Source organism: Kitasatospora sp. NPDC001547, assembly GCF_042894165.1.
Lineage (GTDB): Bacteria > Actinomycetota > Actinomycetes > Streptomycetales > Streptomycetaceae > Kitasatospora.
The window spans coordinates 258939-275444 of record NZ_JBIAVL010000003.1; the positions used below are offsets into that span (position 1 = coordinate 258939).

Below are 16506 nucleotides of genomic sequence, written 5' to 3' on the forward strand. Positions count from 1 at the left end.
GCGCGGCGGGCTCCCGTACTCGCGGACGGTGCGCGGTCGTTCCGGAAGGGAGGGCGTGCCCTCAGCCCGGGTCGGCCGGGTCGGCCGGGTCGGCCGGGCCGACCAGGTCGGTCAGGTCGCGGCGGTAGGCGAGCGCGGGGCGGTCGCCGAGGAGGAACTCGCGCCCGAGCTCGAAGCCGTTGCGGGTGAGGACCGCCTGGGAGGCGGGGTTGTCGACGGTGGTGACGGCCGTCAGGAAGCGCAGGCCGTAGGCGGTGGCGGCGAGGCGGCAGACCTCGGCGACGGCGGCGCCGGCGACGCCCCGGCCGGTGGCGGATTCCGCGACGCGGTAGCCGAGTTCGGCCCCGCCGTCGGCGAGGTCGACCAGGTTGACGCGGCCGACCAGGACGCCGGCCGCGTCGCGGATCACGTGGAACCGGCAGACGCCCTCGGCCTGTTCGGCGAGGAGGGCGGCGTGGCGGTCCGCGAACCGGGCGAAGTAGTCGTCGCCGCGGTCCGGGATGCTGCGGGCGAAGAAGGCGCGGTTGGTGCGCTCGAAGTCGAGCAGGGCCTCGGCGTGGTCGGGGCGCAGCGGTTCCAGGGTCAGCATTCCGCCAGTCTGGCCCGAAGGGCCTCGCCGAACCACTCGAATACGTCCCGCAGGCTCTCCTGGACCGGCCAGCCGTTGACGGTCGCCATCAGCTGCCAGTAGCGCTCGGCCCTCGGGTCGTCGGCGACCCGGAGGCGGTCCGACAGCCACTGCCGCAGGCCGGCGTCGTCCGGGCGGCCGAAGACCTCGGCGTAGGCGGCCGTGAGGGCGTCGACCACCGGGTCGGCGGCGGGGGAGCCGGGGGCGGTGCCGGCCGCCAGCGCGGCCCGGACCCGGGAGGTCACCGTCCCGGTGAGCTCGGAGTGCAGGCCGGTGCGGTCCCCGTCGGCGCGCTCGGCGGCCTGCTGTTCGGCCATCCGACGCACCGCCGCCCGGAAGTCCGGGTCCTGGACGAGTTCGCCCAGCTCGACCCAGGCCTCGACCTGCTCGGCCGTCGGCTCGTCGGGCAGTTCGGGCATGGCGGAGCGCATCATGGCGACGAACTCCGGGTTGGCGTCCAGGCCGCCGAAGGCCTCGTCGATGAAGTCGTGGACCAGACGCCGGCGTTCGGCGTCGGAGAGCTTGGCGAGCTTGTGCATGAGTCTCGTCTCCTCGGGTGTGGAGCCGCGTTGGGCGACGGCGAGCAGTACCGCCCGGCGCAGCCGGAGCGTGCGGATCTGCACCTCCAGCGCCTCGGCGTGCGCGGCGGCGACCTCGTGCAGCGGGGCCTCCCGCTCCAGCACCCGGCGGATCGCGGGCAGGTCGAGCCCGAGTTCGCGCAGGGTGCGGACGAGGTCCAGCCGGGCGAGGGCGTGGACGTCGTACCGCCGGTAGCCGGCGGCGGTGCGGTCGGTGGGCGGCACCAGGCCGGTGTCGGCGTAGAACCGGATGGCCTTGACGGTGAGCCCGGTACGGCGGGCCAGGTCGCCGATCGAGTAGAGCGTGTCGCTGCCGTCCATGGGGCCCACTCTGGACTCTCCCCTTACCGGAGACGCAAGCCCGTCGGCGCGGGCCCTAGTGTCTTGGCCATGAACGACACTGACAACGGGGCCTCGATCCGCGTGCTGCTCGCCGAGGATCAGGGGATGGTCCGGGAGGCGCTGGCCGCGCTGCTCGGGCTGGAGGGGGACATCGACGTCGTCGCGCAGGTCGGCCGCGGGGACGAGGTGGTGGCGGCGGTGCTCGCGAACGACGTGCAGGTCGCCGTGCTGGACATCGAGATGCCGGGGATGACGGGCATCGAGGCGGCCGCCGAGCTGCGGAGCCGGGCGCCCGGGACGAAGGTGGTCATCGCGACGACCTTCGGCCGGCCCGGCTACCTGCGCCGGGCGATGGAGTCGGGCGCGGACGCCTTCCTGGTGAAGGACGCGCCGGCCGCCGAGCTGGCGGAGGCGATCCGCCGGGTGCTGCGCGGCGAGCGGGTGATCGACCCGGTGCTGGCCGCCGCCGCGCTGGCGGAGGGCGCCAACCCGCTGACCCCGCGCGAGCGGGACGTGCTGGGCGCGGCCGCCGACGGCGCGGTGAACGCGGACATCGCCCGGCGGCTGCACCTGTCCGAGGGGACGGTGCGCAACTACCTGTCGATGGCGATCCAGAAGACCGAGGCCCGCAACCGCACCGAGGCGGTCCGGATCGCCCGCGAGAAGGGCTGGCTCTAGGCGGCGGCCCGGGCGGCCCGGGAGGCGCGGCCGGGTTCAGTTGAGCCGGTGCCGGGCCGCCCGGGCCTCCTGCCGGACCTTGGCGGCGGTGTCCGGGTCGAAGGCGTCCAGGATCTGCGCGTAGGCGTCCATCTCCGCCGAGCCGCCGAGGAAGTCCCCGGTGCGGACGAGGAGTTCGGCCCGCTCCAGGCGCAGCTGGGCGGGGTGCCGGGGCAGCAGCAGGGCGAGTTCGGTGGCCCAGAGCTGGGTGCGGGCGTGCTCGGGGCGGTCGGCGGCCCAGACCCGGATGTTGCCGAGCACCCGCAGCACGATCTCCAGCGGCTGGGCCGGGGTGAGCAGGGTGGGGGTGAACTCCTCCCCGGCGGCGGCGACCAGCCGCTCGATGTCCTCCTGGTCGAGCAGCCGCCCACCGTGGAACGGGTCGGCCAGGACGTACTCCTCGCCGCCCGCCGGGCCACTGACCGCGACGATGAAGTGGCCGGGCAGCGCGATGCCGTGGACGGCCAGCCCGGCCCGCCGGCCGACCGCCATCCACACCAGGGAGAGGGTGATCGGCAGTCCGCGCCGCCGCCGCAGCACCTCGGGCAGCAGCGAGGACTCCAGCCGCCGGTAGTCCGACTGCCGACCGTGGAAGCGCTCCCGCCCGCCGAGGACCGCGGCGAGCAGGGCGGCGGTCTCCTCCGGCCCGGTGGGCGCCCGCTCGGCGACCGCCCGGCGGACCGCCGCCGCGTGCCGTTCCAGCGCGGCCTCGCAGGCGGCGAGCAGCGCGTCCACGCCGGGCGGCTCGCCGGGGTCGCCGGGGTCGGGCACCATGCCGTGCTCGGCGGCGGCGAGCACGCACAGCAGCACCGGGTCGGGCTGCTCGGAGCGGGCGGCGGTCCGGAAGCGGTCTCTGCTCTGCTCGGTCACGGTGACGGCGACGGCTTTCGTACGGCGGACGGACAAGACGGCGGACGGTACGGCCTGGCGGCTACCCCTGGGGAAGCAGGGCGTAGTGGTAAGTGTGACTGGTCGTGAACCCGAGCCCGTCATAGAGCGCGATCGCCCCCGCGTTCTCCGCCTCGACCTGGAGGTAGCCGCCGCTCGCCCCCTCCTCGGCCGCGCGCGAGGCGAGCACCGCCATGACCGCCGTGGCCAGCCCGGCCCGCCGGGCGTACGGCTGGACCTCGATCGCGCCGAAGCAGGCCCAGTCGCCCTCGATGACGCAGCGTCCGATCGCCGCCGGCGGCTGCCCGGGGGCGCCCGGTACGGTGGCGAACCAGACCGAGGGGCCGCCGTGCAGCACCCGCCGGGCCGCCTCCTCCACCGCCGGGTCGCCGCTCACCCGCCGGTACACCGACAGCCACCGGTCGTCCGCGGTGCGCGCCAGCCGCACCCGGTCGAGCCCGGCGCCGGCCCGGGCGAGCCCGGCCAGCGGGGCGGTGAGGACCAGGGTGGGCGCGTACCCGGCCCCGAGCCGGTCGAGCTCGGCGACCAGCGTCTGCGGCGAGCCGGGGGAGACCACCTCGACGTACGCGGGCAGCCCGCGCGCCGCGTACCAGGCGCGGACCTCGGCCAGCGCCTGAGGCAACGGCAGTCCGGGGTCGCCGAGGGCCTGGACGGAGTTGGCCCGCCGGGTGAACCCGGCCGCCGCGCGCAGCGTCCACTCGCCGAGCCGCTCCTGCTCGACGGCGGGCCAGCCGCGACCCGCGATCCGCTGCAGCTCGACCGGCGTGGTGGCCGGCAGGGGCGCCCGCCGGGCCGGGAAGGGCGGCACGACCTTGCCCGCCATCAGCAGCCTCTCCGGCAGGAACACCGGATCGCCGGAGCGCGGGGCGACCGTCAGGCCGTGATCGTCCCACGATGTGAGCACGCCGATCGAATCACGGAACACCGGCCGGTCGTCCACGAACTCCGCAAGGCGCCGGACGGACACGCGTCGTCCCACGTCAGAGCGATCTATCCGGACCTCCGGACGGTCGCCGACCGGGTTGTCCGTCGCCATCTGGCCACCTCCTGTGCATTTGCGGTCCCCGACCCGCGATACTAGGGGCGGGCATCGACGACGCCGCGCTCACCGCGCACGGCAGCAGAACAGAACGGGCCACCAGGCCCTTCCGAGGAGGAACGACAGCGTGACCTACGTCATCGCGCAGCCTTGTGTCGACGTGAAGGACAAGGCGTGCATCGAAGAGTGCCCGGTTGACTGCATCTACGAGGGCGAGCGATCGCTCTACATCCACCCGGATGAGTGTGTCGACTGTGGCGCGTGCGAGCCGGTCTGCCCGGTCGAGGCGATCTTCTACGAGGACGACACTCCGGAGGAGTGGAAGGACTACTACAAGGCGAACGTCGAGTTCTTCGACGACCTGGGTTCGCCCGGTGGTGCCTCGAAGCTCGGCCTGATCGAGCGTGACCACCCGTTCATCGCCGCTCTGCCGCCGCAGAACGCCGACCACTGACGATCGGTGGCAATTCAGCTGTGAGCACCAACAGCACGCGCGCGCCGTTCCCGGGCCACCCGGGGGCGGCGCGCCGCGTTTCGGACAAGCTCCCGGTCTTCCCCTGGGACAAGCTGGAGCCGTACAAGAGGACCGCCCTGGCCCATTCGGGCGGGCTCTGCGACTTCTCCGTCGGCACCCCGGTGGACCCGGTCCCCGAGGTGGTCCAGAAGGCGCTGGCCGCGCACACCGACACCCCGGGCTACCCGACCGTCTGGGGCCCGCTGGAGCTGCGCGAGGCGATCGCCGGCTGGCTGCACCGCCGGCTCGGCGCGCGGATCGGCCCGCAGGCCGTGCTGCCGACCGTCGGCTCCAAGGAGCTGGTGGCCTGGCTGCCGACCCAGCTCGGCCTCGGCCCCGGCGACCAGGTCGCCTACCCGCGGCTGGCCTACCCGACCTACGAGGTGGGCGCCCGGCTGTGCGGCGCGGAGCCGGTCGAGTACGACTCGGTGGACGAGCTGGACGGTTCCCGGGTGCGCCTGCTCTGGGTGAACTCGCCGTCCAACCCGACCGGCCGGGTGCTGGGCGCGGACGAGCTGCGCCGCGCCGTCGAGTGGGCCCGGGAGCACCGGGCGCTGCTGGTCAGCGACGAGTGCTACCTGGAGCTGGGCTGGGAGGCCGATCCGGTGTCGGTCCTGGCCCCGGAGGTCTGCGGCGACGGCCACGAGGGCCTGCTGGCCGTCCACTCGCTCTCCAAGCGCTCCAACCTGGCCGGCTACCGCGCCTCCTTCGTGGCGGGCGATCCGGTGGTGGTCGGGGAGCTGCTGGAGGTGCGCAAGCACGGCGGCATGATCGTGCCGGCGCCGGTGCAGGCGGCCACGGTCGCCGCGCTCGCGGACGACGCGCACGTGACCGAGCAGCGCGAGCGGTACGCGGCCCGGCGCTCGGCGCTGCGGGCGGCGCTGGAGGCGTACGGCTTCCGGATCGAGCACTCCGAGGCCAGCCTCTACCTGTGGGCGACGCAGGACCGTCCGTGCTGGGAGACCGTGGCCGAACTGGCCGACCTGGGCATCCTGGTGGCGCCGGGCGACTTCTACGGGCCGGCCGGCGACCGCTTCGTGCGGGTCGCGTTCACGGCGACCGACGAGCGGGTCGCCGCGGCCGTCGAGCGGCTGGGCGCGGCGCTCTGACCGTACCCGGGGAGCGTACGGCGAAGGGGGCCGGTGTCACGGACACCGGCCCCCTTCGGGCTTCTCCGGGGAGGCGGGGGTTACAGCGGCAGGCCGCCGCCGAGGTTGCCGCCGTTGAGGCCGCCCAGCAGGCCGCCCAGCGGGCCGAGCGCGCCGGTGAGGCCGGACAGCGGGCTGTTCGAGCCGAGGTCGGCACCGCCGAGGCGGTTGGCCGACCCGTGCTCGGCCAGGCCGAGCACGTCGGTGGCGGGCAGGTCGGCCGGCAGGGCGCGCTCGACCGAGCCGAGCGGCAGCGCCCGCTGCACCGCGCCCACCGGCAGGGCGTCGGCGACGGCGGTGCCGCCGGGGACGGCGCCGGTGAGCGTCTCGGCGCCCGGCACGGCCTGGGTGACCGAGCCGGTCTGGGTGAGCCCGCCGAGCGGGCCGGTGTCGGCGGTGGCACTGCGGGTGTCCGCGCTCTTGCCGGTGACGGCCTCGCCGAGCTTGCCGGCCAGGGCCGAGGCGACCTTCGGGGTGACCGAGGAGAGCTGGCCCGCGGTCGCGGCGGTCTGGTCGACCGGAGCGGTCAGTGAGCCGGCCTTCTCGTTCGCCTCGGGAAGCTGCTGGGCGACGATGTTGCCCGCGGCGTCGGCGGAGGCCGGTACGCCCGCGGCGACGGTGGCCGCGCCGGTGGTGCCGGCGGCCTGGCCGAGCTGGTGGGTGGTGTGCTGGAGGGTGGAACCGGTGTCGTTGTTGGTCAGCTGGCCCAGCGGTGCCGCGAGGTCGCTCTTGGGCAGCAGGGCGTCCCCGCCCAGGGCGGACGCGGAACCGGCCGCGACCAGCGGGGTCGCTCCGGCGGCCACGATGAGCGCGGCCTGGGCGATCCGGCGCGTGAGGGGGTGAGACATGGGGCTCCTCGAAGGGGTCTGGGTCAGTCCCGTCCGCCCTGGGGACCGGGAGTGGACGACCGGGCGGACGACGTTGTTACCGCTTGAGAAGCCAGAAGGTTTCGGCCGGTGCAAGGAAGCTTCCTGACCGACCATCGGATCGTACGACCGCAGCAGGGTCGCCCGCCGGGCCCGGTCGGACGCCGTCGAACCGGCCCCGGCCAAGGGGAGTGACGGTTCTCCACCCCGGTTCGCCGGAACGGGGGGCCGGTCCACCGAGGTTGACCGGAATCACCCGATCGGCGGCAACCCGAACACCAGTGCGTCAGCTCTTGTCGGCCGGGGCCAGAGTGACCTGGACGAGCTTGGTCGAGGTCCCCGAGGTCTGGGTCTGCCAGCCGTCCTCGGACTTGGACTTGCGCCAGATCTTCCCGTCGTAGGCGACCGTCGCGATGCCCAGCTGCTGGGCCTGGGCGACGGCCCAGTGGGCGACCTCCCAGCCGCTCGCCCGCTCGGCGCCCACCCCGCCGTCCGCCCCCGCCTCCGAGGAGGAGGTCAGCGCGGCGGTGGCCGGGTCCGGGGTCAGCGAGACGGCGTTCTCGGCGCCCTTGATGGTCGAGGCGTAGCCGGTCGCCGGGGTCACCGTGCGGCCGAACTCCCGGCGTACCCGGTCGGACAGCACCTGGGCCCGGTCCGGCGCCGCGGCCGGGGTCGCGGTGGCGCCCGGGGCGGCGGAGGCGGAGGCGGAGTCCGCCGGGTCCGGCTTGGCGTAGTCGTGCACCACGCAGGTGAACGAGGCGGGCTCCCGGCCGGCCAGCGCCGTGGTGAGCAGCGTCGCCTTGGTCTCGTGCTTGGCGTAGGCCTGCGGGTAGCCGCTCTTCTGCACCGTCTGCGCGGCGTCGGTCAGCGGCATCCGGGTGTAGCCGGGGACCTTGACCAGGCCGTCCAGGAACTTGTTGGTCGCGTACACCGGGTCCGAGATCTGCGCCGGGGTGCCCCAGCCCATCGACGGCCGCTGCTGGAAGAGGCCGATCGAGTCCCGGTCGCCGCCGGCCAGGTTGCGCAGCTTGGACTCCTGCATGGCGGTCGCCAGCGAGATCGTGGTCGCCCGGTCCGGCAGCCCGCGCGAGCGCGCCACGGCGGCGATCGTCGCGGCGTTGGCGGCCTGCGGCAGCTCCAGCGTGCCGTTGCCGGCGGCGGTCTTCACCGAGCACTCCTCGGACGCGCCCGGCTTGAAGCCGAACCACCAGATCCCTACCACGGCCAGACCGGCGACCAGGGCCAGGCCGAGCAGCCCGACGATCACCATCAGCAGGGCGCGCAGCGGCCCGCGGCGGCGAGTGGGCTCCTCTTCGTCGCCCAACTCCTCGCTGCTCCTTCTCCTGGCCACCGTCGCCCCTCTCGCGCCTGCTCCCTGAATGCGACACCGTACCCACTCGGACGGATGTGCGGCGCCCCCCGGTTGCCGATGTCCGTCCGCGCGCCTTCCCGCGCCCCGGTCGGCGGTCCGGTCCGTGTCACCGGGCGGAGCCGCCGGAGGGACCCGGCCGCGCACTAGGCTGGCCCCATGAGCAGCCCGAACCCGACGCCCCTGGACCTCACTCTCGACGGCGGGACGCTGACCGCCCGGCTCGTCGACTTCCCCTCGGTGAGCGGCGACGAGCAGGCGCTCGCCGACGCCGTCGAGGCCGCGCTGCGCGGCTACCCGCACCTCACCGTGGACCGCCACGGCAACAACGTGGTCGCCCGGACGAACCTGGGCCGGTCCGAGCGCGTCGTCCTGGCCGGCCACCTGGACACCGTGCCGATCGCCGACAACCTCCCCTCGTACGTCGAGGGCGACCTGCTCTACGGCTGCGGCACCTCGGACATGAAGTCCGGCGTCGCCGTGCAACTGCGCCTCGCCGCCACGCTCCCGGAGCCCAACCGCGACCTCACCTTCGTGTTCTACGACTGCGAGGAGGTGGAGGCCCACCGCAACGGCCTGGGCCACCTCGCCAAGGACCGCCCGGAGTGGCTGGCCGGCGACTTCGCGGTGCTGATGGAGCCCAGCGGCGGCATGGTCGAGGGCGGCTGCCAGGGCACCCTGCGGGCGCAGGTGCGGCTCACCGGCGTGCGCGCCCACTCGGCCCGCAGCTGGCTCGGCGACAACGCCATCCACCACGCCGCCGAGGTGCTCACCCGGCTCGCGGACTACCGGCCGCGCCGGGTGGAGATCGACGGCCTGGAGTACCGCGAGGGCCTGAACGCGGTCCGGATCGACGGCGGCGTGGCCGGCAACGTGATCCCGGACGAGTGCGTCGTCACCGTCAACTTCCGCTACGCGCCGGACCGCAGCGAGGCGGACGCGGAGAAGCACGTGCGCGAGGTCTTCGACGGCTTCGAGCTGACCGTCACCGACTTCGCCGCCGGCGCCCTGCCCGGGCTCGCCCAGCCGGCCGCCCAGGCCTTCCTGGCGGCCACCGGCGGCCAGGCCCGGGCGAAGTTCGGCTGGACCGACGTCGCCCGGTTCAGCGCGCTCGGCGTGCCGGCGGTCAACTACGGCCCCGGCGACCCGAACCTGGCGCACAAGCGCGAGGAGCACTGCTCGCTGAGCGCCATCGCCGAGGTCGAGGAGCGGCTGCGCGCCTGGCTGAGCAGCTGAGCCGGGCACCGGGCCGATCGTCCGATCAACGGCCGAACGCCACCTTCCGGTTGCTCAACCGACCTTCCCCCGTTGCCTGAAAACGGGGGAGGGCGGGCGTAGGGTTTCGTCATGACAGGCACAGGAGACGAGAAGCACTACGGTCACGGTCCCGAGCAGGTCGGGGTGCCGCGGAAGAAGAAGGCCTGGCCCGAGAAGCAGCAGGGCCCGGTGCTGGTGCGCCGGGACCAGGTCGGTACCAGCACCACCGACCAGCGCCTGCTGGACACCACCGGTCCCACCGACTGGCTGCACACCGACCCGTGGCGGGTGCTGCGGATCACCTCGGAGTTCGTCGAGGGCTTCGGCGCCCTCGCCGAACTCCCGCCCGCCATCAGCGTCTTCGGCTCCGCCCGGACCCCGGCCGACTCACCCGAGTACCAGTCGGGCGTGGCCATCGGCCGGGCCCTCGCCGAGGCCGGCTACGCGGTGATCACCGGCGGCGGCCCGGGCGCGATGGAGGCCGCCAACCGCGGCGCCTCCGAGGCCGGCGGCCTCAGCGTCGGGCTCGGCATCGAGCTGCCCTTCGAACAGGGCCTCAACGAGTTCGTCGACCTCGGACTGAACTTCCGCTACTTCTTCGTCCGCAAGACGATGTTCGTGAAGTACGCGCAGGGCTTCGTGGTCCTGCCCGGCGGCCTCGGCACGCTGGACGAGCTGTTCGAGGCGCTCACCCTGGTCCAGACGAAGAAGGTCACCCGCTTCCCGGTGATCCTCTACGGCAGCGCCTACTGGGGCGGGCTCTACGAGTGGCTGAAGAACACCCTGGTCGAGCAGGGCAAGGCGGCCCCGCACGACCTGGAGCTGTTCCACATCACCGACGAGATCGACGAGGTCATGAAGATCCTCGCCGACGCCCGCCGGCCCGCCGGCGAGATCTAGGGCCGGGCGCTCGTCACGCCAGCCCCCGGCGGGCGACCGCCGGGGGGCGGGTGCCCCGGATCGAGGCGACCATGTCCAGCACCTGGCGGGTCTCCGCGACCTGGTGCACCCGGTAGACCTGGGCACCCAGCCAGGCCGAGACCGCGGTGGTGGCCAGGGTGCCGAGCAGCCGCTCGTTCACCGGCCGGTCCAGGGTCTCGCCGACGAAGTCCTTGTTGGAGAGCGAGACCAGCACCGGGAAGCCGGTCGCGGTCATCTCCGGCAGCCGCCGGGTGGCCTCCAGCGAGTGCCGGGTGTTCTTGCCGAAGTCGTGCCCCGGGTCGATCACGACCGCGTCCCGCCGCACGCCCAGCTCCACCGCGCGCTCGGCCAGGCCCACCGTCACCCGCAGGATGTCCGCCATCACGTCCTCGTACCCGACCCGGTGCGGCCGGGTACGGGGCTCGGCGCCGCCCGCGTGGGTGCAGACCAGCCCGGCGTCGTACCGGGCGGCCACCTCGGCGAGCTTCGGGTCCACCCCGCCCCAGGCGTCGTTCAGCAGGTCCGCGCCCACCTCGCAGACCGCCTCGCCGACCTCGTGCCGCCAGGTGTCCACGCTGATCACCGCCCCGGGGTGGCGCCTGCGCAGCTCGGCCACGAAGGGCACGGTGCGCCGCAGCTCCTCCTCGACCGTGACCTCGTCGCCCGGCCCGGCCTTCACCCCGCCGATGTCCAGGATCGCCGCGCCCTCGGCCACCGCCCGGTCAGCGGCGGCGAAGGCGGCCTCGTCGGCGAAGGTCGCGCCCTTGTCGAAGAACGAGTCCGGCGTCCGGTTGACGATCGCCATGATCACCAGCTCGTCGCCGGCGAATTCCCGCGGTCCCAGGCGCAGTGCCACCGATGTCTCCTCCACAGCTCCTACGGGTGCGATGATGGCCCCCGGCCTCACTAAGGGACCATGCTGTCATGATCAGTGTGGTTACCTGCCACCACATAGCGGACCGGCCGGGAGTTCGGGAGGACAGCTCGTGTTCTGGGTGATCGTGGTCGCCATGGCCGTGGTGGTCGGCGGTGCCGCCCTGGTGGCGCTCGGCGGAGGCGGCTCGATGCCGGAGGCGGCACCGGACCGGATCTCCGCGCGACTGCCGCAGGACCGCCCGCTGGGCAAGGCGGACGTGGACGAACTGCGCCTGCCGATGGCGCTGCGCGGCTACCGGATGGACGAGGTGGACGACGTCCTGGACCGCCTCGGCGCCGAACTCGCCTACCGGGACGCGCGGATCGCCGAGCTGGAGGCCGCCGCCCACCTGCGCGGCGCGGTCGAGGCGACCAGCGCCCCCGACCCGGCGGCCGAACCGCTGCCCGGCCTGGAGCAGTTCGCCCAGGTGGTCGAGCCGGCCGCGGTGCCCGCCGCCCAGCCGGCCGCGGCCCCGGAGGACGCCAGGCCGGGGACGGAGAAGTGACGGACGCCGTCGAGGGCGCGGTGCTCGGCGCGGACGGCCTGCGCCGCTGCGGCTGGGGCGACTCCACCGACGACTACCGGGTCTACCACGACACCGAGTGGGGCCGGCCGGTGCACGGCGACGACGCGCTGTTCGAGCGGGTCTGCCTGGAGGCCTTCCAGTCCGGTCTGTCCTGGCTGACCATCCTGCGCCGCCGCGAGGGCTTCCGGGCCGCGTTCGCGGGCTTCGAGATCGCCAGGGTCGCCGAGTTCGGCGAGGCGGACCGGGAGCGCCTGCTCGCCGACACCGGCATCATCCGCAACCGGGCCAAGATCGAGGCGGCGATCGCCAACGCCCGGGTCGCCCGCGACCTGGAGGGCGGCCTGGACGCGCTGATCTGGCGCTTCGCCGCCGAGCCGGGCCGGCCGGCCCCCCGCGCGCTGAGCGAGGTGCCGGCCGTCACGCCGGAGTCGACGGCGCTGGCGAAGGCGCTGAAGAAGGCGGGCTTCCGCTTCGTCGGCCCGACCACCGCCTACGCCCTGATGCAGGCCTGCGGACTGGTCGACGACCACCTGGCGGACTGCCACGTCCGCACCGCCGGGGGCTGACCGCCCGGGGCCCGGGCGGTCGCCATGCCAGGTCAACTGGTCTAGCGGCCCAGGTACTTCGGCTTCTCCTTGGCGATGAAGGCGCGCACCGCGATCCGGTGGTCCTCGCTCTCGCCCGCCAGGGTCTGCAACTCGTCCTCCTTGTCGAGGAGTTCGTCCAGCGAGTGGGAGGCGCCGTACGCCAGCGACTCCTTGATCGCGCCGTAGGCGACGGTCGGGCCCTCCGCCAGCTCGCGGGCGAAGACCCGTGCGGTGGCGGCGAGTTCCTCGGCCGGGACCACCTTGGTGGCCAGGCCCAGCTCCATCGCCTCGGCGGCCTTCACCGTCCGGGGCAGCATCAGCAGCTCGGTCGCCTTGGCGTGCCCGACCAGCCGGGGCAGCGTCCAGGAGGCGCCCGAGTCGGCGGTCAGCCCGATCCCGGCGAAGGCGGTGTTGAAGCCGGCCCGGTCGGACAGGACGCGGAAGTCGCAGGCGAAGGCGAGCGAGGCGCCGGCGCCGGCCGCCACCCCGCCGACCGCGGCGACGGTCGGCTTGCGCATCCCGGCCAGCGCCCGCACCAGCGGGTTGTAGTGCTCGGCGACGGTCCGCAGCGCGCCCTCGCCGGTCTCCTCGGCCCGCTTCAGCATGGCCAGGTGCTCGTTCAGGTCCTGCCCGACGCAGAACGCCCGCTCGCCCGCCCCGGTCAGCAGTACGGCCCGCACCGCCGGGTCCGCGGCCGCGGCGGCGACGGTGTCGCGCAGCGCGACCTTGGTGGCCACGTCGAGGGCGTTCATCGCCTCCGGGCGGTTGATGGTGATGACGGCGAGGCCGCCGTCCAGGTCGTACAGCACGGAATCGGACATGGGTGAGGGCTCCCGGGGTCGAGGCGGTGTCGGTCGTGTGTGTCAGGATGCCGGAGCACACGGGGGGCTGGGGAGTGTGAGGTATCGCACCTTCCGGTGGCGTCCGCGCTGCCGCCACGCCGGGGCTTATCACGTGAATTGCGGCGGTTGGGGGCGGTCCGGCCGTGGTTGCACCGAGAGTGATGTTGGTCATCAGCCCGTGGCATGCGGGATAATGGCTTCCGATCAATGCGTTCGATACCGGCGGTGGACGGACTGCCGGTGCGTAGCTGAGCGGTTGCAGGAAGGGGAACGAGCATGGCGGCCATGAAGCCGCGGACGGGTGACGGCCCGCTCGAAGTCACCAAAGAGGGGCGGGGCATCATCATGCGCGTTCCGCTCGAAGGCGGCGGACGCCTTGTGGTGGAGCTCACGCCTGACGAGGCCGACGCCCTCGGCGAGGCCCTGAAGAAGGCCTGCGGCTGACCGCAGCAGGTGCTCGCCATCTCCTGGAGATGCGCTGCCGGGCCCGGGTACGACGTCATGTCGGCCCGGGTCCGCACGTTTTCCCGGCCCGGGTCCGCGGGCCGGCGGCCCGGGGCCCCGAGGGGCGCCGGGTTCAGCGCTTGACGGCGCAGAGCAGCCCGTCCGACACCGGCAGCAGCGCCGGCAGCAGGGCGTCGCTCTCCCGCACGTCCCGGACCAGGTCCCGGACCGCTCCGGTCTGCGGGTCCTGGAGCTCCGGCTCGGCCAGCCGGCCCTCCTGGAAGACCCCCTCGAAGCAGACCATCCCGCCGGGCCGCAGCAGCCGCAGCGCCTCCAGCAGGTACTCGCGGGACTCGGCCGGGTCGCCGTCGCAGAACACCAGGTCGTACTGGCCGTCGGCGAGCCGGGGCAGCACCTCCAGCGCCCGGCCCGGTATGAACCGGGAGCGGTTGGCCGCGAATCCGGCCGCCTGGTACGCCTCGCGGGCCAGCTGCTGGCGCACCGGCTCCGAGTCCACCGTGGTGAGCACGCCGTCCGGCCGCATCCCCCGCAGCAGGTAGACCCCGGACACCCCGGTGCCGGTGCCGATCTCGGCCACCGCCTTGGCGTCCAGCGCGGCCGCCAACAGGCGCAGGCAGGCCCCGCCGCTCGGCCCGATCGCCCGTATCCCGGTCCGCGCGGACTGCGCCCGGGCGTAGGTCAGCACGGCGTCCTCGCCCACGTAGGTGTCGGCGAGGGCCGCGCGTGCGGGCCCGAACTCGCTGATGGCTGCCTCTTTCGGAGCCCCGGGCGGCGGCCCGGTGCCGAGGGATGTCGATATTTCCTGGCACAGATTACTGGCCGACCGGGAACCGCGTACGGCGGCGGGCCGTTGTCATGTCGGACCGGGTACGGAAGACCTCCCGGCCACTTTTATCCGGGCTTGACGGGTGAGGTGGATATGGTGGTGGCCCTGCTGGGCAGAAGAGCCGACCGAGGAGGTGTGGCCGAGGGCGACGTCCCTGTGCGGCGGCACTTCCGCGGCACCACGTCGGCCCGTACGCCGAAGCCCGTGATGAACCAGCCTGCGCACTCCGACCTGGACCAGCCCGGGGCCGCCACGCCGGCCGCCGGTGCCACCGAGGCCCCCGCCCTCGCGACCTTCACCGAGGGTCCCGACGCGCAGACCTGGACTCCGCCCACCTGGGAGGAGATCGTCGAGGCGCACAGCGCCCGGGTCTACCGGCTCGCCTACCGCCTGACGGGCAACCAGCACGACGCCGAGGACCTCACCCAGGAGGTCTTCGTCCGGGTGTTCCGCTCGCTGTCCACCTACACCCCCGGCACGTTCGAGGGCTGGCTGCACCGGATCACCACCAACCTCTTCCTGGACATGGTCCGCCGCCGCCAGCGCATCCGCTTCGACGCGCTCGGCGAGGACGCGGCCGAGCGGCTCGCCTCCCGCGAGCCCAGCCCGGCCCAGCACTTCAGCGACACCCACTTCGACGCCGACGTGCAGCAGGCCCTGGACACCCTCGCGCCGGAGTTCCGCGCCGCCGTGGTGCTCTGCGACATCGAGGGCCTGTCCTACGAGGAGATCGCCGCCACGCTGGGCGTCAAGCTCGGCACCGTCCGCAGCCGCATCCACCGCGGCCGCTCGCACCTGCGCGCCGCGCTCAAGCACCGCGCCCCCGGCTCGGCCCCCGGCCGGGAGCGCCGCGGCGGCTCGGAGGAGCCGGTGCCGGTGGGCGTCGGCGCGGTCGAGGCCGCGGTCGCGCCCGGTGGGCGCGGACGGAGGCGACCGTGAGCGGAACCAGCCGGTCCGGCTCGGACCGGTCGGACGCGTCCGACCGGCCTCCGAGCCGACGGGGCTGGGCCCTGCCGGGCCGGCGCGGCAGCGACGAACCCGGTGAGCCCGTGCTGCCCGCGGTGGCACTGCCCGCGGACACGGCGCTCCACGCGCTTCCCGTCCGCCCCGCCGCACCCGCCGCCGAGGAGCACCACCTCGGCGAGCGCCTCTCCGCCTTCCTGGACGGCGAACTCGGCCACGACTCGCGCGACCGGGTCCAGGCGCACCTGGCGACCTGTCCGCAGTGCCTCGCCGAGGCCGACGAGGGCCGCGCCGTCAAGCACCTGCTGACCGGCACCGGTACCCCCGGCCCGTCCGCCGCGCTGATGGCCCGGCTGATGGCCGTCGGCAACCTCCCCGACGACGCCCCCGCGGGCCGCGACTGGCCGGCCGGGCGCGGGCGCCGCGATGACGACGACGACCTGCCCGGCGGCGGGGTCGCGGCCGCCGGCACGCTCGGCGGCAGCCGGCTCGACGGCGGCTCCTTCGGCCGCGGCGCCGGCGCCTCCTTCGGCGCGGGCGCGCTCGGCGCCGACGCCCCGCTGCCCGGGGTCGACCCGCGCGCCCTCGGGCGCGGCGCCGTGCTGCGGCCGCTGATGGGCCGGCGCACCGCCCGCCCGGAGCCCGCCGTCCCGGCCCGTCCGCAGCCCTCCGCGGCCGCCCTGCGCCCCGCCCCGCGCGGGCGCCGACTGGTGTTCGCCGCCGCGGGCGCCTTCTCCGTCGCCGCGGTCACGCTCGGCGGTGTCGGCGGGTTCAGCACCCAGGGCGAGGAGCGCCACGGCACCACCGTCAGCCCGCCCGGTCCCGGCACCGGCCGGGGCGGCGGCGGCCTCGTCCCGATGAACGCCCAGGTCCCGGTGGACTTCCCGGGCCGCCCGGTCGCCGCGACCCGCGAAGCGGCCCCGTCGGGCTCCCCGGAGCGCTTCCCCGGGGGCGTCGCCGCGCTGCGCCAGCAGATCCGCTAGAGCCGCCCCCGACGGCCCGGGACGCGCGGACCAGCCTCCCTCCGGACGGTTCCGGCCACCGGCAGGTCTTTACCACGGCTTCATCCCAGCGTGGACCAGGGACTCGCCGG

The 16506-nt window shown here is 74.7% G+C and carries 19 protein-coding genes; 10 read left to right on the top strand and 9 right to left on the bottom strand.

Features of this window, described 5'->3' with window-relative positions:
• Positions 1-61: 61 nt before the first annotated feature.
• The gene (locus ACFY0X_RS06895) at positions 62-589 is read right to left on the bottom strand and encodes a GNAT family N-acetyltransferase (RefSeq protein WP_387749863.1); all 528 of its coding nucleotides are present in this window, start codon (positions 587-589) and stop codon (positions 62-64) included.
• Positions 583-1527 (bottom strand): MerR family transcriptional regulator, encoded by a 945-nt coding sequence (locus ACFY0X_RS06900; protein WP_387749866.1) that lies wholly within the window; start codon positions 1525-1527, stop codon positions 583-585. The genes ACFY0X_RS06895 and ACFY0X_RS06900 overlap by 7 nt, the downstream gene beginning before the upstream one ends.
• A gap of 69 nt (positions 1528-1596) precedes the next feature.
• Here ACFY0X_RS06900 and ACFY0X_RS06905 point away from each other — a divergent pair, with 69 nt between their 5' ends.
• Positions 1597-2226 (top strand): response regulator, encoded by a 630-nt coding sequence (locus ACFY0X_RS06905; protein WP_387749869.1) that lies wholly within the window; start codon positions 1597-1599, stop codon positions 2224-2226.
• 36 nt (positions 2227-2262) lie between these two features.
• On the opposite strand, the gene ACFY0X_RS06910 is transcribed toward ACFY0X_RS06905, so the two are convergent.
• Positions 2263-3171: a transglutaminase family protein gene (locus ACFY0X_RS06910; protein ID WP_387749872.1), complete on the bottom strand. Its 909-nt coding sequence runs from the start codon at positions 3169-3171 to the stop codon at positions 2263-2265.
• Positions 3172-3196: 25 nt separating this feature from the next.
• A complete protein-coding gene (locus ACFY0X_RS06915) occupies positions 3197-4141 on the bottom strand; it encodes a GNAT family N-acetyltransferase (RefSeq protein ID WP_387749875.1) in 945 nt (314 codons plus the stop codon).
• 199 nt (positions 4142-4340) lie between these two features.
• On the opposite strand from ACFY0X_RS06915, the gene fdxA reads away from it, so the two are divergent.
• Together fdxA and dapC are read left to right on the top strand one after the other, a co-directional pair.
• Positions 4341-4667, top strand: a complete 327-nt coding sequence (fdxA, locus tag ACFY0X_RS06920) for a ferredoxin (RefSeq protein WP_030061559.1) — start codon at positions 4341-4343, stop codon at positions 4665-4667.
• A gap of 20 nt (positions 4668-4687) precedes the next feature.
• Positions 4688-5836 carry a succinyldiaminopimelate transaminase gene (dapC, locus tag ACFY0X_RS06925; RefSeq protein WP_387749877.1) on the top strand — a complete coding sequence of 383 codons (1149 nt, stop codon included), beginning with the start codon at positions 4688-4690 and terminating at the stop codon, positions 5834-5836.
• A gap of 80 nt (positions 5837-5916) precedes the next feature.
• Here dapC and ACFY0X_RS06930 read toward each other — a convergent pair whose 3' ends face one another.
• Both ACFY0X_RS06930 and ACFY0X_RS06935 read right to left on the bottom strand, forming a co-directional pair.
• Entirely contained in the window at positions 5917-6723 is an 807-nt protein-coding gene (locus tag ACFY0X_RS06930; RefSeq protein ID WP_387749880.1) for a hypothetical protein, read from the bottom strand.
• 304 nt (positions 6724-7027) lie between these two features.
• Positions 7028-8065 carry a hypothetical protein gene (locus ACFY0X_RS06935; protein WP_387749883.1) on the bottom strand — a complete coding sequence of 346 codons (1038 nt, stop codon included), beginning with the start codon at positions 8063-8065 and terminating at the stop codon, positions 7028-7030.
• A gap of 204 nt (positions 8066-8269) precedes the next feature.
• On the opposite strand from ACFY0X_RS06935, the gene dapE reads away from it, so the two are divergent.
• A complete protein-coding gene (gene dapE, locus ACFY0X_RS06940; RefSeq protein ID WP_387749886.1) occupies positions 8270-9346 on the top strand; it encodes a succinyl-diaminopimelate desuccinylase in 1077 nt (358 codons plus the stop codon).
• Between the two features lie 111 nt (positions 9347-9457).
• Positions 9458-10267 carry a TIGR00730 family Rossman fold protein gene (locus tag ACFY0X_RS06945; protein ID WP_387749889.1) on the top strand — a complete coding sequence of 270 codons (810 nt, stop codon included), beginning with the start codon at positions 9458-9460 and terminating at the stop codon, positions 10265-10267.
• A gap of 13 nt (positions 10268-10280) precedes the next feature.
• Here the strand turns inward: ACFY0X_RS06945 and folP are convergent, their stop codons facing one another.
• Positions 10281-11093 (bottom strand): dihydropteroate synthase, encoded by an 813-nt coding sequence (folP, locus tag ACFY0X_RS06950; protein ID WP_387750581.1) that lies wholly within the window; start codon positions 11091-11093, stop codon positions 10281-10283.
• Positions 11094-11274: 181 nt separating this feature from the next.
• Between folP and ACFY0X_RS06955 the strand changes: the two genes are divergently transcribed.
• Both ACFY0X_RS06955 and ACFY0X_RS06960 read left to right on the top strand, forming a co-directional pair.
• Positions 11275-11709 carry a DivIVA domain-containing protein gene (locus ACFY0X_RS06955; RefSeq protein WP_387749892.1) on the top strand — a complete coding sequence of 145 codons (435 nt, stop codon included), beginning with the start codon at positions 11275-11277 and terminating at the stop codon, positions 11707-11709.
• Positions 11706-12296, top strand: coding sequence for a DNA-3-methyladenine glycosylase I (locus ACFY0X_RS06960; protein WP_387749895.1), 591 nt, complete (start codon positions 11706-11708; stop codon positions 12294-12296). Before ACFY0X_RS06955 ends, ACFY0X_RS06960 begins: the two co-directional genes overlap by 4 nt.
• Positions 12297-12337: 41 nt before the next feature.
• On the opposite strand, the gene ACFY0X_RS06965 is transcribed toward ACFY0X_RS06960, so the two are convergent.
• Positions 12338-13138, bottom strand: a complete 801-nt coding sequence (locus ACFY0X_RS06965) for an enoyl-CoA hydratase-related protein (protein WP_387749898.1) — start codon at positions 13136-13138, stop codon at positions 12338-12340.
• A 297-nt stretch (positions 13139-13435) separates the two neighbouring features.
• On the opposite strand from ACFY0X_RS06965, the gene ACFY0X_RS06970 reads away from it, so the two are divergent.
• A complete protein-coding gene (locus ACFY0X_RS06970) occupies positions 13436-13603 on the top strand; it encodes a DUF3117 domain-containing protein (RefSeq protein ID WP_014137929.1) in 168 nt (55 codons plus the stop codon).
• Between the two features lie 133 nt (positions 13604-13736).
• Here the strand turns inward: ACFY0X_RS06970 and ACFY0X_RS06975 are convergent, their stop codons facing one another.
• Positions 13737-14369 carry an O-methyltransferase gene (locus ACFY0X_RS06975; protein WP_045700929.1) on the bottom strand — a complete coding sequence of 211 codons (633 nt, stop codon included), beginning with the start codon at positions 14367-14369 and terminating at the stop codon, positions 13737-13739.
• A 288-nt stretch (positions 14370-14657) separates the two neighbouring features.
• Between ACFY0X_RS06975 and sigE the strand changes: the two genes are divergently transcribed.
• Complete coding sequence (gene sigE / locus ACFY0X_RS06980; RefSeq protein WP_387750584.1) at positions 14658-15389, top strand: RNA polymerase sigma factor SigE; 732 nt, start codon at positions 14658-14660, stop codon at positions 15387-15389.
• Positions 15386-16396 (top strand): zf-HC2 domain-containing protein, encoded by a 1011-nt coding sequence (locus tag ACFY0X_RS06985; RefSeq protein ID WP_387749901.1) that lies wholly within the window; start codon positions 15386-15388, stop codon positions 16394-16396. The genes sigE and ACFY0X_RS06985 overlap by 4 nt, the downstream gene beginning before the upstream one ends.
• Positions 16397-16506 lie beyond the last annotated feature (110 nt).

Coding starts and splice junctions, on each gene's coding strand:
- ACFY0X_RS06895 (WP_387749863.1), bottom strand. CDS start 589: ATGCTGACCCTGGAACCGCTGCGCCCCGACCACGCCGAGGCCCTGCTC.
- ACFY0X_RS06900 (WP_387749866.1), bottom strand. CDS start 1,527: ATGGACGGCAGCGACACGCTCTACTCGATCGGCGACCTGGCCCGCCGT.
- ACFY0X_RS06905 (WP_387749869.1), top strand. CDS start 1,597: ATGAACGACACTGACAACGGGGCCTCGATCCGCGTGCTGCTCGCCGAG.
- ACFY0X_RS06930 (WP_387749880.1), bottom strand. CDS start 6,723: ATGTCTCACCCCCTCACGCGCCGGATCGCCCAGGCCGCGCTCATCGTG.
- dapE (WP_387749886.1), top strand. CDS start 8,270: ATGAGCAGCCCGAACCCGACGCCCCTGGACCTCACTCTCGACGGCGGG.
- ACFY0X_RS06945 (WP_387749889.1), top strand. CDS start 9,458: ATGACAGGCACAGGAGACGAGAAGCACTACGGTCACGGTCCCGAGCAG.
- folP (WP_387750581.1), bottom strand. CDS start 11,093: ATGGCGATCGTCAACCGGACGCCGGACTCGTTCTTCGACAAGGGCGCG.
- ACFY0X_RS06965 (WP_387749898.1), bottom strand. CDS start 13,138: ATGTCCGATTCCGTGCTGTACGACCTGGACGGCGGCCTCGCCGTCATC.
- ACFY0X_RS06970 (WP_014137929.1), top strand. CDS start 13,436: ATGGCGGCCATGAAGCCGCGGACGGGTGACGGCCCGCTCGAAGTCACC.
- sigE (WP_387750584.1), top strand. CDS start 14,658: ATGAACCAGCCTGCGCACTCCGACCTGGACCAGCCCGGGGCCGCCACG.